Genomic DNA, 16125 nt, shown 5'->3' with positions numbered 1-16125 from the left:
ATATACTGATATTCACTGAACCCGCTTACCAAAGGGTCATGATAGTTACGTTGAGAGTAGCTCTCCTAGCGACACTCATCGCCCTAGGTTTAGGGTATCCCTTAAGCTTTTGGATCGTCAGAGCAAAACCTTCCAAAACTAGAAGCTTCGTCATCGTAGCGGTGACCATTTCATTTCTTATATCGTTCCTCATTCGCCTTTATTCTTGGATAGTCCTCCTCGGATATTATGGAACCATCAACAACCTTTTCAGCCTTTTAGGAATGTCGAGAGTCATACTGCTGTACAATGAAGCCGCTGTGACTATAGCTTTAGGCCAATGGGGTGCTGTATTCGCTGTTCTTTTCCTGATAGGACCCCTTCAAAACATCGACCCCACGCTAGAAGACGCTGCAAAAACCTTGGGATCAGACCCTGTGAGAACTTTTATCAGGGTCACTCTGCCTCTCAGTCTTCCAGGAGTCATCGGAGTGTTCTCAGCTCTTTTCGCGTGGAACGTGGCTTCTTTTGTCACTCCCATGATAGTAGGCGGCGGGGTAGTGACACTCATAGCCAATTTCATATACGAGAGATTCATGTTCACTCTTAATTATCCACTGGGCGCTGCCATGGCTTTCGTTCTTCTCACCTATACTCTGGCAATATGGTACGGAGTTAACTATTTCACAAGCAAAAAAATGCCAGCGAGATTGACCGTAGGCGGCAGGTGAGAAGAAAAGATGGAACTTCACAAAATTTTAGTTAAAATCGTATTAGCATTCAGCGTCGTCTTCCTTCTCATTCCTCTGCCTTTGACGGTGGGAATCGTTTTCAGCCCGGAGACCACGCCCACATTTCCTCCTCCAGGCTTTTCCCTGAAATGGGTCAATAAATTTATCCAGGAAGAGGTTTTCATCAACGCCTTCAGAGTCAGCCTTATTTTGGCTGCTGTGGTAGTTTCGATATCCGTGGTAACAGGGCTTTTAACCTCCTACGGTATGGTTCGTTATAATTTCAGAGGGAAAGATTTTTTGAATATGTTATTCTTTATGCCATTAATAGTTCCCGCTGTTGTCACAGGGTCGGCGTTACTTTTTCTTCTCAGAGGAATCCTGGGAATCTACATAAGCTTCTTCAACCTAACCATAGCTCACGTGATTTTGACAATACCCTTTTCTATCCGCGCAATCGCAGCCACTCTAAGCGGGTTTGACATAACCTTAGAGGAATCGGCAAAAGTCCTAGGTTCGAGCGGTCTACGGGCGTTCAGAAGAATTACTCTCCCCATGATAAAGCCCGGCATCATAGCAGCTTCAGTCTTTGCCTTTGTGATCTCTCTAGACGAGGTAACCGCTTCAGTGTTTCTCTCCCGTAGCGATGCGTTAATTCTGCCAGTGGTGCTTTTAACCTTCATGAGAGAGCAAGTTGACCCAACCTTCGCAGCTGCTTCGATCTTTTTGATTCTCATCTACACTATCCTGATTTTCATCATAAGCAAAACCATCGGTTTAAGCGTCTTCATAGGGCTTCTCGAAAAAAGAACTCGTTAACAGCTCTTGAAAAGGGAAGGCGCGGCAAATTCGATCATAACCGCTGTATATCAGCTTCTTGCTGAACTCTGCGAGGGAAACTTCGCTGCTAAAGATGATAGATGATAAACGTTGGCAGATCTATCTTTCTCTCAATGCCTTAAGGATTTTTTCAGGGGTTAGCGGAAGCTCCTTGATCCGCACGCCCACTGCATCGTATACAGCGTCGGCGATAGCAGCGGCTGTGGGAATATGGCCCATCTCACCGACTCCCTTAGCTCCAAAGACCCCGGCGGGACTGTTTGTTTCAACAAGGATTACATCGATTTTAGGCATATCAGTAGTATGAAGGATCTTGTAATCTAAGAAGTCAGGATTTAACACCTGTCCTGTAGTTTTATCCAGCATAAGTTCTTCGGTCAGGGCATAACCTATGCTGTTTTGCAGAGAGCCTTCGATCTGCCCTTCTACGATGCTGACGTTTATTGCCTTGCCAACGTCATGAGCAGCCACCAACCTCAATACCTTCACTTGGCCGGTTTCAGTGTCCACCTCTATTTCGGCAAACTGGGCGCCCCAAGGAGGAATGTACATAGGCACGGTATAGGTGGCCTTTGCGCCAAAAGTATAAGCTGCCTTGGCGTCGACGAAATAGGGAGAAATGGAGGGAGCACCCGCCTGCCTGATCACATCTGAGATTTCTATCCCCCTTTCAGACTCCTTTTTGACATAGATTCTCCGATCCTTGGCCTCAAGCTCTTCAGGGGGTACTTCCAACATTTTAGCGGCATGCTCGAACAATTGTTTTTTGACCTTCGCAGCAGCAGCCCTCACCGCTCCTCCTGTCTGCATCAGAGTGGAGCTAGCAGCCACCAGCCAGCCCCAAGGATTGACATCTGTGTCTATGTTTGAGACAGTTACATCTTCTAAGCGGACTCCCAGCTCTTCAGCTGCAATTTGAGCGCAGGTTGTGTTTATTCCTTGACCTATATCCGTTACTCCTATCAACAAGTGAATTGTACCATCAGCGTTAACGTTTATCTCAGCGACCCCGGGAACTAGCATATCAGGGTGGAGAGCAGGGGCGAAATGAACCGAGATGGCCATCCCCACGCCTCTCCTCTTTACGCCTTCAACCTTCTCCCTTCTCCCACGTTTTCTCCGCCACCCTATGCGCTCAGCTCCCTTCACCATACATTCATCAAAACCTTTTGCGTCAATTGGGACGTTGTTATAAGGGTTTATCTCGCCTGTTTTTCTACGGTTTTTCATCCGAAATTCAAGAGGATCTATCCCCAGCTCTTCAGCGATTCTGTTTATTTCCGATTCCAAAGCGAAGTGAATAGGCACACTGCTAAATCCTCGAAACGCCCCAGAGCTGGGCGTGTTGGTGTAGACAGCGTAGCCTTCATATCTGCAGTTAGGACAGCTGTAGGGAGTTATCAGCCAAGCTCCGGCTCTCTGCGCCATGTAGATGCCGTAGGCGTAAGCTCCCATGTCTATGATGGCTCTCACATATCTCGCGGTGAAAGTGCCGTCTTTTTTTACGCCTGTTTTAGTCCAGAAGACACTGTAGGAACGTACTCGGGTGGTGACGAATTCTTCTTCTCTGCTGCACTCCAGCTTCACGGGTCTGCCAGTCTTCTTAGCTAGCAAAGCGCAAAGAACATCCTCCAAACGGCCGTATTTAGCTCCAAAACCTCCACCGACAGGAGGCACAATAACTCTGATCATGTTCTCAGGCATGTTTAGACCTCTGGCTAGGATGCCGCGCACAATGAACGCGCCTTGCACCGATGTCCAGTATGTTAACTTTCCGCTGGGATCCCAGCTGGCTATACCCACGTCTGGTTCAAGGCAACAGTGAGCTTGCCGCTGAGTCGTGTACCTGTTCTCAAATACGTAATCAGCCTCTTTGAACCCTTTTTCCACGTCACCTACACCATAGTCAAATACAGGATCCCTCAGGTTGCCTTTGCCCTTTACCAAAGGCACATCTGGGTGAATTATGGGCGCCTCCGGCTTCATAGCTTCCTCAGGGTCGAAGACCGCTGGTAAAACTTCATATTTCACCTCTATCAACTCCAATGCCTCTTCCGCTGCCTCCTCGCTTGTGGCCGCTACAGCGGCTACCTTATCACCCACATACCGTACTTTATCGTCTAAGACAGCTTCATCCCCCAAAATTATGCGAGCCTCCTTGTGAGAAAGAACGGCTTTCACGCCCGGCAGTCTCTCAGCTTTACTTGTGTCTATTTTTAAGATCCTCGCATGAGCGTAGGGACTTCTCAGGATTTTAGCGTGAAGCATTCCTGGTAGGTTTAGGTCTACTGTATATCTCGCTTTTCCAACAGCTTTCTCATAGGCATCTATCTTTGGGAGAGGTTTTCCGACTACTGACAGCTCTTTCTCGCTCACCTACTTCCACCTTTCCTCATTATTTCAGCGGCTTCCAGTACTGCTTTAACCGGCTTAACATAGCCGGTACACCTGCAGAGGTTACCTGAAAGGGCTTCTCTTACCTCTTCTTCGGTTGGGTTGAGATTCCGGTCTAACAAGGCTTTGGCGGAAAGTATCATTCCAGATGTGCAAAAACCACATTGGATTGCGCCGTTTTTAATAAAAGCCTCCTGTAAAGGATGTAGTTTGAGTCCTTCCGCCAATCCTTCGATGGTGACTATTTTCTTACCTTCAGCCCTAGCCGCCAGTGTCAAACAGGAAAGAATCGGCTTCCCATCCATGAGGACAGTGCAAGCGCCACATTCCCCTCTGCCACAGCCCAGCTTTGCCCCAGTTAGACCCAGCTCGTTTCTGAGAACGCGGAGCAGCGTCCAATACGGCTTTACCCTCACCTCGTGGATTTCCCCGTTCACATTTAATTTGATCAAAGAATCCCCCAATCTTTCTTCACTCTCCCTTCGCCCTTTTCAGGGATTTTTGTAATACCCTCTTTACCAAAACCTTACTCATCTCCTTTCTATACTCGGCTGAGGAACGAACATCACTTATAGGCTTCGTCTCTTCGGACGCTGTTTGACTTGCTTCTTCCACAAGAGCCTCGTCTATCTCCTTTTTCCGAAGTAATTTTTCTGCCCCCTTGGCTCTGATAGGGGTAGGAGCGACTGCGCCTAGAGCTATCCTCGCATCTTCGCAGACACCGTCCGACCTTAAGGTTATTCGTGCGGCCGCGTTCACAAGGGCGATGTCCACGCTGGTCCTTCCCAGCTTGTAGAATGCCGCTCCTGTATGGGGCGGAGGTTTAGGTATCTGAAACTCTACAAGCAACTCGTCGCTCCTCAGAACGGTTTTCCTTACGCCCGCAAAAAATTCTTCCATGGAAACAATCCTCTCCCCAGCCAGACTGACTATCTTAGCTTTAGCGTCTAAGACCATCAAAACCGGGGGAAAATCCGCGGAAGGAACAGCGCTGCACACGTTACCCCCGATGGTCGCCATATTCTTAACGGTGGCTTGGCCAAAATCATGAGCCGATTCCGCCAATATCCGATACGCGCCTTCCTTAAACAGACTGGAAGTCTCTATGCTGTGGAAGGTGGACAAAGAGCCGATCTTCAGGTATTCCCCATCGTTTTTGATGTAATCCAAGGGCAAGGAAGCGATGTCTATTAAATACTCAACTTCAGGCGGCTTCTTAACCAGCAGATCGGTGCCGCCTGCAATAGGTCTCGCCGATTCCCCATATTTAGCAAGTAAATTCAAAGCCTCCTCGAGGGTTTCGGGTTTAAAATACTCTCTAGGTCTAAAAAACTTCCTCATAGGGATGCGATCACTACACAGGGAATTTAAGTTTTACGGTTCGTAAACAAGTCTTCAAGCTGGCCTCGGATCCCCCATTCCACTCCGACGTTAACTTCCCCGGTTATCCACAAATAAGGTGGATGGCCGCAAGATCGTTAGGTAATATTCAGCTTAAAAGAGAAAATTAATGGTGAGCTTAGTATAAAAGTAAAGACGATACAGAGGTTTACCCTCCGATGGGAAATCGGCAGTTTAAACAGTATGCTTTACCGCGTATGATAAACTCCTGCCCCTTAGCTATTTCTCTGCCGCATCCGGCGCATCTCATGGTGCTGTTAGCCATCGATGCGAATCCCTTTTTCCCACCAATGAGAATTTTTCTAAATTTTAATAAAGATTTTGTTTTCGACGTATTTTGGAAACTTCATGTTGGAACGTATTTGAAGGCTTCCTCTTCCTTTTCCGTGGTTTCCAGACCTAATGCGTCCCTGATTTGTGTTGCTTGCTGGGCGCTATCAAAAGGCGGGCAACCCGGTATGAGGATAATTTTCCCTTTCAATTCTCCTTGCTTCAGAACCCAGTAAGAATGTTTTGTGGTATTCGTTGAACAGTCACCGTACACCAGTATCACTCCTTTTTTAGAAAGTTCTCGAAGTTCCTCCAAATCTGTTGGGAAGGGCGGTTCAAGCCCTGTAAAGAAGAAGAGTTTTTTATCCAGCCTCTTCAAGTCTTCGAAGATCCCTGTGTCTCTCAACATGTATAACAAGAATTTTATCCAAGCTTTACACCCCCTGCAAGTTGCACCTTCGTAGACTAGAACGTTTTCAAAGGGGGGAGTGATTATTTCGCATGAAGCCATCAGAAACCTCTTTTTAACCTCATCGACTTTCTCTCCCATCACCTCGATTTGAGAAGGATCCCCCATTCCTAATCCTTGAGAATGCGCCAACGCTATCGGTCCTATCTCTCGATGGGGATATTCAAAACCTATAATCTTAGCAGCTATGGCATCTGTGGATACAGGGTCATCGCCTGCCAGAATCAAATTCATGTTCACGGGCGTACCGTGGATCGGCCCATCGCCCTCCATGCCTACAAGGCCGTCGACCAAGCAGAAAGGTATTTTCGGCTTTACAAGTCTGAAGAGATCAATCAGCTTTTGCCATAGGTCTGAACGATGCCAACGCAGCCTGTCACTCTGAGCATTGGTAAGTGCATGCAAAACTTTTATGCAACAGGTTATACCCCCGCCTTCCATGCTTGTTTTTAAAACCGGCAAAGGTATTATTTTATCAGCTTCCAACGCCAATTCAGCTATCTCCGCCTTTTTCATCAAAACAGCGTCGGGTATCAGCGTCATTCGGCTTTTGAATACACCTTTTCTATCGAAAGGTATGAGTTCAACCCCTATCTCTTTGGCCATGTCTGAAACGCCCAAGAGGTCCATGACATCCTCTGTAGTCATTCCTTCGCGCCACCAATGAGTCATAGCTGAGGATCCCTCGCCGATTATGGGCTTAGCTCCAGTTTCTTTTATCTGAAGGGCCAATGCTTTAATAACGCGGATGTCAGTTGTGACCGGTGGTGGTCTGGGACTTACAAAATTCGGTTTTATTAAAACCATTTCCCCTGGACTGACGAACTTCTCTATGCCTCCAAGCTTGTCGAGTACTGACTTGACGGCATCAAATATTTTGCTTTCATCGACAGGTGAAACGAGTTTCGAAATGGCTACGCGACTCATGATAAAAATTAAGGGATTCCATTAATTAAATTTATTGTTCACTAACTCCTTGATAACTAAAAAAAATCAAAAAGGCTGTTGATAGAAAATTTATGAAAAATCAGTCAGCTTATGATTGTCTCAGAAATTGCTACAGCACTCAGCTCTATGTAAGATTAATTGAGCGTATACCGCTTTACTCCCAACCACACCAGTTGAGAATCGTTAAAGCTAGAACTTTTACCGAGGTTATCAAATCCTCTATTCTCACCCACTCGTCTGTGGCATGCATCTGCGTTATGGTTCCAGGACCAAAAATGACAGTAGGCGTTGCACCATACTTTATCAGGAATCGAGTGTCAGCTGCGCCTTCATGACCGCGTACAACAGGCTTTTTCATGGTCGCTTCCTCGAAAGAGCTAATTACAGTGGTACAGATGGGATGATCTGCTGGAATTTCCGCTGGCTCAGCATAATAACCTGTAAACTCCACCCTAGGTAAATGTTCCCTGAGCCAAGGATCCTTTTTCGCGGCATTTTCAATGTATTCTATGAATTCCCGTTTAACATCGGCGGGATCCTCGTTAGGCAGAACCCCCATCCTCCCTTTTATTGTACAAGTATCAGGAGGAGAACTAGGATAAGACCCAGCTTGAAAAATGCCTGCAAAACAGGCAAGAGCACCCTTTGGATCCGGATATAAGGGATGACGTTTCTCGAATCTGACAGTTTGATAATCTTGAATTGCCTTGTGGACCACATGACCCTTTTCGATGGCGCTTACCGCCTCCCATATCCTCGACATGGAAGCTGATTTGCCGTCGACCTTTATTTCAAACCACATACTGCCCGTGGCTGCTGGCTGAACTTCAAGGTCGCTTGCCTCGCAGCTTACTCCCGCATCCGCCTTATAGTTTCTCAAGATACAGTCTAATGTTCCGTGGCCAGTGAACTCTTCGTCTACCACATATTCCAAGATTACATCGCCTTTGAGTCTGATTCCTACTTCGATTATGCAGGCTAAGGCCATTGTCATGGCGGCTAATCCACTTTTCATGTCAGACGCTCCTCTACCATACAGTTGGCCATTTTCGATCTCTCCGCCCCAAGGGTTATGTTTCCATACGCTGGGATCAGCGTTAATCACATCCAGATGCCCGTTGAAAAGCAGAGATTTTCCTCCGCCGGCACCCTTCCATACGCCTACCACGTTAGGCCGGTCTTTATAGTCCATCTCCACCGATACGTATCCTGGATGTTTCTTCAGCTCGTTTAAGTTCGGCTCCCAAACATCAACTTCAAGACCGAGAGAATCAAGTTTTTTTGCGATAAAATTTGAAATTTCTTTCTCCGAGCCGGTTACGCTGGGTATTCTTATCAGACTTCGCAGAAACTCCACGATTTCGTTTTTATGTTGATCAATATGTTGAAGAATCTTTTTTTTGACCTCCATCTCATCCAGCCACCCGCCATTTTTTAGTACGAAATCTGTATAAAAATATTTTAATAACGTATCAGTCTACCATATTTCAATAGGATGATACCATGTCTAGTGAGGAGATTATTAAGAAACAAACAAGGTATATTTTGCCTGGAGATACGACGGGAAGACATCCTATAGTTTTTGAGAAAGGAAAGAACGCGGTGCTGACCGACGTCAACGGTAAAGAGTACATCGACTGCCATGGCGGATATTCAGTTACAAACGTTGGATACTGTCATCCTCGTATCGTTAAGAGCATACAGGAGCAGGTAGCCAAAATATGGCATGTCTCCTGGGACTATTATTTGATACCTACATCTCTGCTGGCCGAGAAACTGGCGCAGATAACTCCGGGAAACTTAAATAGAACCATGTTCGTCAGCTCGGGAGCTGAGGCTGTTGAGAACGCTGTGAAGCTCGCCAAAAAATACGCCTTCAAAAAACGTGGAAGAGGCGGCGCTGAAATTGTTGCGTTAACGGGGTCTTTTCATGGGAGAACATCCTACGCCATGGCTCTGACAGGCCAAAATAAGTACAAGCAAGGCCTCAGCACCTACGTGCATCCGGGCGTGATCCACGCTCCAGCTCCCTACTGTTATCGTTGCTTTTACAGGCTGACATACCCTGAATGTGGTCTCCAATGCGCAAGTTACGTGGAAAACTTGATTAAGTACGAAACCACAGGCGATGTCGCCGCCTTCATTTCTGAGCCAATATTCGGGGAGGGGGGAATCATCGTTCCGCCCGATGAATACCTTTCAGTGGTAGTGAAGATTTTCAAGGAACATGGCGCCCTTTATATCGCCGACGAAATACAAACCGGTTTCGGTAGAACGGGTAAAATGTTCGCTGTGGAACTCTTCAACGTAGAGCCGGACATAATGGCTGTTGCCAAGGGCATTGCAAGCGGCTTACCCATCGCAGCAACCATAGTAACTGACGAAGTAGCTGAAGTCTTCGTTTCTGTTGACCACTGTGGAACATACGGCGGCAACGCTATCGTATGTGCCGGAGCGCTGGAAAACATCAACGTTTTGCTCGAAGAAAAATTGGTGGAGAAGAGTGCTCAACGAGGAAGAGTCTTTATGGAAGGACTCGGAGAACTTGCAGAAAAATATCCGTTGATCGGGGATGTGCGAGGAAGAGGTTTGATGCTCGGAGTCGAGCTTGTTAGAGACCAGAAAACCAAGGAGCCTGCAAAAGAGGAGGCGAATAATATCAGAGTAAACATGGCGAAAAAAGGCGTACTGGTGAACGTAGGCGGAGTCTACGGTAACGTCATAAGGTTGCAGCCGCCCCTCTGCATAACGGAGGAACAGATAAAAACCGTATTGGAGAGACTTGACGATTCGCTGAAGGCTTTAAGCTGAGAGAACCAGCTTTCTTAAAAGCCTTTTCCGGATTCGGTAGATAAAGATGCTTCAAAAGCAAACAAAAGCCATTCGGTAAAAGGTCAAATTTTAGAGTTAAGGTCTCCGTGAAAGAGTATAAATTCTCTGGACAAAAAATATGTTGAGGGATTTCTGAAAGTGACAGGTGGATGCCGGCAGAATTATGCAGTGTCGTTGAGGTGTTTGAATTGCGACGCTGTTCATGACCTTAGAGAAACCACGTATTTTTGCTCTAAGTGCGGTGGACTGCTTGATGTCATGTTAGACTACGAGTCCATAAAAAACAGAGTGAAGATCGCCGACATACTCAGAAGACCGAAGACTATGTGGCGTTACGCCGAGTTTCTCCCTATCGATGTTAGTCGCAAGGTAAGTTTGGGGGAGACACTGACCCCTATTTATAAGGCGAAAAAATTAAGCGAAAAGATAGGCATCAAAAACCTTTTTTTCAAACTGGATTACATGTTTCCTACCGGCTCTTTTAAGGACCGCGGCTCAGCCCTGATGGTTTCAAGGGCTAGCGAGCTTAGAGCCGCCACCTTGGCGATAGATTCCTCAGGTAACGCTGCAACATCCGTCGCAGCCTATGCAGCGAAGGCGGGATTAGAATGTTACATTTTCACACCCTCCTACGCCAGCCTCGGCAAAATTATCCAAGCCATGATGAATGGAGCATCCGTCTTCCGAGTAAAGGGGACTAGGAAAGATTCTTACGATATCGCTAGGGAAGCCTGTCAGAAGTTCGGATGGTATTATTGCGGTTTCCAAACGAATCCCTACGTGACAGAAGGAATGAAAACCATCGGACATGAAATCTGCGAGCAATTCAACAACGACCCACCTGAATGGGTGGTTCACCCCGTAGGGACAGGCAGCGGGTTGCTAGGCTGCAGAAAAGGCTTCAGTGAAGTTGCTCAGATAGGTTGGATTTCAAAGATTCCTAGACTCGTATGCATTCAGCCTGAAGGATGCGCACCCATTGCAAAAGCTTACAAAAAAGGTCGGAATGAAATAAGGTATGTTAGAAAGCCTAAAACCATAGCTGAAGGTTTGATGATCGGATATCCACTAAAAGGGAAGCTTGTTTTGAAAGCTCTGAGAGAAACAGGCGGTTTATCTGAAACCATTAAAGACCAGCAGATCGTTGAAGCTGCGTCGTGGATAGCTAAAATAGAGGGCCTCTTCGTGGAGCCTTCTTCCGCGGCGTCAGTTGCCGGTACCAAAAAAATGTTGGATGAGGGATTAATAGATAAGAATGATAGAGTCCTCTGCATGCTGACCGGCAGCGGCCTCAAAACGGTGGAAACCTACTCGAAAATGGTAAAAAAACCGAAGACCATAGCTCCGTCCATGAAGGCGCTTAGAAAAAATATATAAACATCTCAGATTCCATTAATCTGTGCCTTGAAAGCAGCAGTCCTTCACAATCCAAATGACCTCAGAGTTGAGGAGACTCCCACTCCTGGCCCTCCATCTCTTGGAGAAGTTATAGTCAGAGTCAAGCATTGCGCTGTATGCGGAACCGATCTGCATGCTTACCTCGGCCACATACCGGCCAAGACGCCTCTGATCCTTGGACATGAGTACGCAGGCAAAGTTTTCCAAGTAGGTCAGGGCGTAAGGATGTTTAAAGTGGGGGACAATGTCATCGGCTCTTATGTGGCTTCATGCGGCGTCTGCAAATACTGCACAGCTGGAAAACAGCAACTATGTGAGCGTCGCATACTCTTCGGCTTGAATTATGATGGGGCCTTTGCTCAATTCATGAGGGTTCCCCATGCCGAGAGAGTTCTGGTGAAAATCCCTGAAAACATGGATCCTAAGCAGGCGGTATTGGTCCCCGACATGTTTCTTACAGGGTTTTATGCTGCTGAAAGAGGTGGAGTAAGCTTAGGTTTCACCGTGCTGGTGTCAGGCCTAGGCCCTATAGGATTATCAGCGCTTATCGCGTCAAAACTAGCCGGAGCTTCCAAAGTGATAGGTGTGGACATAAGGGAAAAACCCTTGGAATTGGCTAGAAAATTCGGAGCAGACCATGTAATTAATGCCAAGGGAGAAGTAAACGTGGTAAAGGAGGTTATGAATTTGACCGAGGGAGCTGGCGTGGACGTGGGATTAGAAACTGCTGGAGTTCCAGCCACTGTGACATCAACACTCGAGTCTATCAAACCTTCTGGGAGATATGTTCAAGTAGCGATTGTAAGTAAACCGGTGGAAATAAACCTCAGCTACGTAACATCCTTAGAAAGAACTATTATCGGAGTTCTAAACCCAGGGTCGACGAACCACATAAGAAGAGCTCTTGAACTTGTGAAAACTCGTAACGTGAATCTGCTAGACTTCGTAACCCATGAAATTGCGCTCGAAAACATAAACGAGGCGTTTGAAATATTCAGCAATCCTGAAAAAAATAGAAAAGAGAATCCGATTAAGGTGATTGTCAACCTATCATAAACTGACAGGAAAAATCTTCAGTCCTTTGGAGCAACCCCTTTAGCTCCGGTTCCTCAGCGTTTCAACGTGACCACTCTAGGAGGTTACGTGTTTTACCTACCTTTTGGAGGTTGGATACCTTCACGCCTATGAGGCGCAGCTTCCTCGAGTCGTCTTTAAATTCCTTAAGAAGCAACTCCGCGTATTCGTGGAGGACCTCCTTCTGGTTGGTGGGTATCTGGCGGCTTTTAGACCGGGTGAAGGTTTCGAAATCTTCGAAGCGGATTTTGACGCCTACAGTCCTGAAGAGAAAGCCTTCCTCCAAAACTCGGCGGTGCACTTTCTCGACTAGGGAGTTCAGACAGTCTTCCACCACCGCCCAGTCACCCACATCCTCTTCGAAAGTGTGTTCGGTGCCGAGGGATTTTATGGGGTAAGAGTCTTCAACCTCATCCTCTTCAAGCCCGTTGGCCACCTCCCAGAGGCGGAGCCCCCATCGGCCGAAATGCTCAGTCAGCTTGTCTAAGGGTTGCCGGGCAAGCTGCCCGATGGTTTTAATCCCCAGCGAAGCGAGACGCTCCTGCATCTTTCTCCCAACCCCGCTGATTTTTGATGCTGGGAGGGGGTTGAGGAATTCTTTCACCTTTTCAGGGTTTACCACCGTCAAGCCGTCGGGCTTCCGGAGGCTGGAGGCTATTTTCGCCGCGGATTTGTTGGGCGCCACCCCTATGGAGCAGCTCAGCCCCTCCTTTCGACGGATTTCGTCTTTGATCCTCTCAGCCAGCTGCTGGGGGCTGGTGTACTGTTTTACTTTCTCTGAAACGTCCAGAAAGGCTTCGTCGATGCTGACTTGTTCGAACCTATCGGAGAAACTCCTCAGAAGGGCCATGACCCTTTCGGAGACTTTCTGGTAGAGTTCCATGTTGACGGGAAGAAAAACCGCGTGAGGGCAAAGCTTGTATGCCTTGGAAATGGGCTGAGCTGAGTGAACTCCGAACTTCCTCGCCTCGTAGGAGCATGTTGAGACTACGCCTCTTCCTTTTCCCCCTTTAGGGTCAGCTCCGATGATGACCGGTAGGCCTTCTAAGGCAGGGTTTTTCCGCTTCTCCACGGATGCGAAGAAGGAATCCATGTCGACGTGGAAGATGACTCTCCCCATGAGAGACTTCAACAGGAAAACGTTTCCGTCCGATATAGCTCTAACTTTTGAGGAAAGTCAATATTTTCATCGTTCTCTCTGCTTTTTATATCACTGCGCTTCTTACCTTTGGCTTAAAGGAAAGCCGTCTGGAAAAGGTTTCCAAAATGAGTGAAACAAGCCTGAGGATAAAGATCGGGGAAAACGAGTTGGAGATCAAGGGAACGGAAGAAGCTGTGAAAGGTCTGGTGGAGCAATACAAGCTTTCCAGCCTGCTGGAAGATTTCCCGAAGATAGCGGTCAGCAGCCAAGTGGAGAAACAGAGAACAGCCAAAGACGAAAAAAGAGCGGGGGAAAGGATGGCAAAGAGAACGGGGGAAACCAAGGAACTGCTGGCGAGGCTCCCGGTTTTGAAGGAGGAGGGGGTCTTTAACGAACCTAAAACTTTGGGGGAGATAGAAGACTTGCTAAGGGTTAAAGGCTGGTATCATAAGCAGGACATGATCCAGAAGGCGATACTGCGGCATCCCGAGTTGGGCATAAAAAGGATTAAGGAAAACGGCAAATACAAGTATGTCAACTCTTAACAGAGGGCCGAAGTCTCCTACCATCTCGCCCGTCGGTTATGGGAGACTTACCAGTTTAGCTTATAAGTCTTGGAGGAGGTCTTATTTACCGTAAAGGAGAGAACGAAGTCTCAAACTTGGATGAGGTGAATTGATTGACCAAAACCTCAGCGCTTGAGAAACTCGTAGAGAGAACCAAGGAGCTCAAAGCCAAAGGACTGTCGATCAGCGAGATAGCCAACGAATTAAACCTTCAAATAGACACCGTCCTTTGGCTTTCCCTCCGAGAAAAAGAGAGGAAAAAAACTCCTGTCCCCTTTGATTACAGCGTAGACTGGTCCGCCGTCGGCCGAAGTACTCGAAGACTGAGCCTGATAGGATGGGCTCTAGCCGACATGGTGAAGGAAGCTCTTGAAAACAGGGAGTTCGACGACTTCGACGTGGTCGTGGGCATGGATCTTCCGGGAGGTCCCCTAGGCTTGGTCGTTGCCGACGACTTGGGAAAGCCCTTCTCATTGGTGCGGTTTTCCCGGCCTGAGGGGGGCGGTGAACCTCTGCCAGCGGGAGGTATTCTGTCCCTCAACTTCTCCCCGGTTGAAGGATGCAAAGTCCTTGTGGTTTCCGACGTCATTAGTCGAGGATTGATCGTCAAGGAAGTCTTAGACTACCTGCGGGAGATCAACGCGGAGCCTGTGGGCGTGGTAACGGTGGTGGATAAGAGGGGGGGCGGCGAAATATCCGGGGTGCCTGTCAAGGCTCTCTTCAACATGACGCCCCTTAAAAAATAACAGCCCTTCTCCGGGCTCCTGAAGACCCTTTTTCCTCGAAGGGATCATTCTTTTCGATGATGAAGCCGTTTTCAAACCCTCTCAGGGCTTTTCTTTCCCCCGACATCCTCAGACAGCTTCAAGAGGTTTACGGAAGCCAAGTTGAGCAAGTTCTCTCAGCCATGGCTAGACCGGCTGAACGGTACTATCTCAGGGTTAACACTTTAAAGGAGACCCCTGAAGGCGTTGTGAAAAGGCTGAGGGGGAAAGGCATCCAAGCCTTCCAGCATCCTTCGGTGGCGGAGGCGATTTGGCTTCCTGCGGAGGGACCTTTCCCGGTGGATCCTCGACTTCTCAAGGTGGTTGTGGACAAGTTCACCGCGGAATCTGTCTTAACCGGAGCCAGCGTGTATGCACCCGGCATCGTGAGCTGCAGAGGGCTGAAGAAAGGGGAGGAGGTTTCCATCGTAGACGTCAACGGCAACTTGGTAGGCGGAGGCGTGGCCGCCATGGGGGAGACAGAGGTGCTGACTCTCCGGAGAGGTTTGGCTGTTAAGCTTACTCATCCGGTTTACACTGTTCCCAGCCTCAGGGAGACGGAGGAGTTTAAAGAGGGCCTCATCTACCCTCAGTCGCTGCCCGCCATGGTTACAGTTAGAGTTCTAGATCCAAAACCCGGGGAGACAGTGGTGGACTTTAACTGCGCGCCGGGGGGAAAGCTTTCTCACATCTACCAGTTGATGGAAGGTCTTGGAGAGATCCTAGGGGTGGACAGAAACGCTAGGAAAATTTCCGCCACCAAGGAAAACTTGAACAGGCTAGGATGCAGAGGGGTGAAATTGATGGTAAAGGACTCTCGGTTTTTGGATTTGGAACTCCCCGAGCTCAAGGCTGACCGCTGCCTCGTCGACCCTCCTTGCAGCGCCTTGGGAGTTACGCCCAAGCTTTACGACGGCAAAACTGAGGAGGACCTTCAAGCTTTGGCTGAATATCAGAAACAGTTTCTGAAAGCAGCCTCCAAGATGCTTAAACCCGGCGGGGTGCTTGTCTACAGCGTCTGCACCGTGACGCTGCTGGAATGTGAGAAAGTGGCCAGATATGCCATGGACCACTGCGGCTTGAGGCCTGAGCCTCAGCCCTGCCATCTGGGCTGCCGAGGCCAAGTATCCCTTTTCCCAGAGGCAGCGTTCATGCAGAGGTTTCACCCTCATCTTCACGGCTCAGGCTATTTTATAGCCCGCTTCAGAAAGCTGGGAGAGCCGTGCCCTGAGTTTTAAACAGGTCGGTGTCCCTGCTGTTTTCCTGTCTCTCGGAGTTTTTGGTGAAGGGAGTTAACCTGCAAAAAGGATTTAAGCCT

Annotated in this window: 14 protein-coding genes; 8 read left to right on the top strand and 6 right to left on the bottom strand. The window is 48.1% G+C overall.

Translation table 11 applies throughout. The features are described from left to right. Positions 1-38: 38 nt before the first annotated feature. A complete protein-coding gene (locus tag BWM17_RS06190; protein ID WP_309493068.1) occupies positions 39-710 on the top strand; it encodes an ABC transporter permease in 672 nt (223 codons plus the stop codon). Positions 711-797: 87 nt separating this feature from the next. Next, positions 798-1529, top strand: coding sequence for an ABC transporter permease (locus BWM17_RS06185; RefSeq protein ID WP_309493067.1), 732 nt, complete (start codon positions 798-800; stop codon positions 1527-1529). A 120-nt stretch (positions 1530-1649) separates the two neighbouring features. On the opposite strand, the gene BWM17_RS06180 is transcribed toward BWM17_RS06185, so the two are convergent. From BWM17_RS06180 to BWM17_RS06160, 5 genes are all read right to left on the bottom strand, one after another. Beyond that, complete coding sequence (locus BWM17_RS06180; protein ID WP_309493066.1) at positions 1650-3926, bottom strand: xanthine dehydrogenase family protein molybdopterin-binding subunit; 2277 nt, start codon at positions 3924-3926, stop codon at positions 1650-1652. Further along, positions 3923-4396 carry a (2Fe-2S)-binding protein gene (locus tag BWM17_RS06175; protein WP_309493065.1) on the bottom strand — a complete coding sequence of 158 codons (474 nt, stop codon included), beginning with the start codon at positions 4394-4396 and terminating at the stop codon, positions 3923-3925. The genes BWM17_RS06180 and BWM17_RS06175 overlap by 4 nt, the downstream gene beginning before the upstream one ends. Positions 4397-4415: 19 nt before the next feature. Further along, a complete protein-coding gene (locus BWM17_RS06170) occupies positions 4416-5285 on the bottom strand; it encodes a xanthine dehydrogenase family protein subunit M (RefSeq protein WP_309493064.1) in 870 nt (289 codons plus the stop codon). Positions 5286-5691: 406 nt separating this feature from the next. Beyond that, positions 5692-7011, bottom strand: a complete 1320-nt coding sequence (locus BWM17_RS06165) for a DUF362 domain-containing protein (protein WP_309493063.1) — start codon at positions 7009-7011, stop codon at positions 5692-5694. Between the two features lie 175 nt (positions 7012-7186). Further along, a complete protein-coding gene (locus BWM17_RS06160) occupies positions 7187-8443 on the bottom strand; it encodes an ArgE/DapE family deacylase (RefSeq protein WP_309493062.1) in 1257 nt (418 codons plus the stop codon). A gap of 134 nt (positions 8444-8577) precedes the next feature. On the opposite strand from BWM17_RS06160, the gene BWM17_RS06155 reads away from it, so the two are divergent. From BWM17_RS06155 to BWM17_RS06145, 3 genes are all read left to right on the top strand, one after another. Continuing rightward, positions 8578-9843 carry an aspartate aminotransferase family protein gene (locus BWM17_RS06155; protein WP_309493061.1) on the top strand — a complete coding sequence of 422 codons (1266 nt, stop codon included), beginning with the start codon at positions 8578-8580 and terminating at the stop codon, positions 9841-9843. Between the two features lie 159 nt (positions 9844-10002). After that, complete coding sequence (locus BWM17_RS06150; RefSeq protein WP_309493060.1) at positions 10003-11241, top strand: threonine synthase; 1239 nt, start codon at positions 10003-10005, stop codon at positions 11239-11241. 27 nt (positions 11242-11268) lie between these two features. Next, the gene (locus BWM17_RS06145; RefSeq protein WP_309493059.1) at positions 11269-12318 is read left to right on the top strand and encodes a zinc-dependent alcohol dehydrogenase; all 1050 of its coding nucleotides are present in this window, start codon (positions 11269-11271) and stop codon (positions 12316-12318) included. A 61-nt stretch (positions 12319-12379) separates the two neighbouring features. On the opposite strand, the gene dinB is transcribed toward BWM17_RS06145, so the two are convergent. After that, positions 12380-13468 (bottom strand): DNA polymerase IV, encoded by a 1089-nt coding sequence (gene dinB, locus BWM17_RS06140; RefSeq protein ID WP_309493058.1) that lies wholly within the window; start codon positions 13466-13468, stop codon positions 12380-12382. Between the two features lie 134 nt (positions 13469-13602). Here dinB and BWM17_RS06135 point away from each other — a divergent pair, with 134 nt between their 5' ends. The 3 genes from BWM17_RS06135 to BWM17_RS06125 all read left to right on the top strand — a co-directional run bounded on the left by BWM17_RS06135 (position 13603) and on the right by BWM17_RS06125 (position 16045). Then, the gene (locus BWM17_RS06135) at positions 13603-14022 is read left to right on the top strand and encodes a hypothetical protein (protein ID WP_309493057.1); all 420 of its coding nucleotides are present in this window, start codon (positions 13603-13605) and stop codon (positions 14020-14022) included. A 134-nt stretch (positions 14023-14156) separates the two neighbouring features. Then, positions 14157-14789: an orotate phosphoribosyltransferase-like protein gene (locus tag BWM17_RS06130; RefSeq protein WP_309493056.1), complete on the top strand. Its 633-nt coding sequence runs from the start codon at positions 14157-14159 to the stop codon at positions 14787-14789. 59 nt (positions 14790-14848) lie between these two features. Further along, the gene (locus BWM17_RS06125; protein WP_309493055.1) at positions 14849-16045 is read left to right on the top strand and encodes an RsmB/NOP family class I SAM-dependent RNA methyltransferase; all 1197 of its coding nucleotides are present in this window, start codon (positions 14849-14851) and stop codon (positions 16043-16045) included. Positions 16046-16125: the final 80 nt, after the last annotated feature.

The organism is Candidatus Hecatella orcuttiae (assembly GCF_002009985.1).
Lineage (GTDB): Archaea > Thermoproteota > Bathyarchaeia > Hecatellales > Hecatellaceae > Hecatella > Hecatella orcuttiae.
This window is presented reverse-complemented; position numbering and strand designations above follow the sequence as displayed.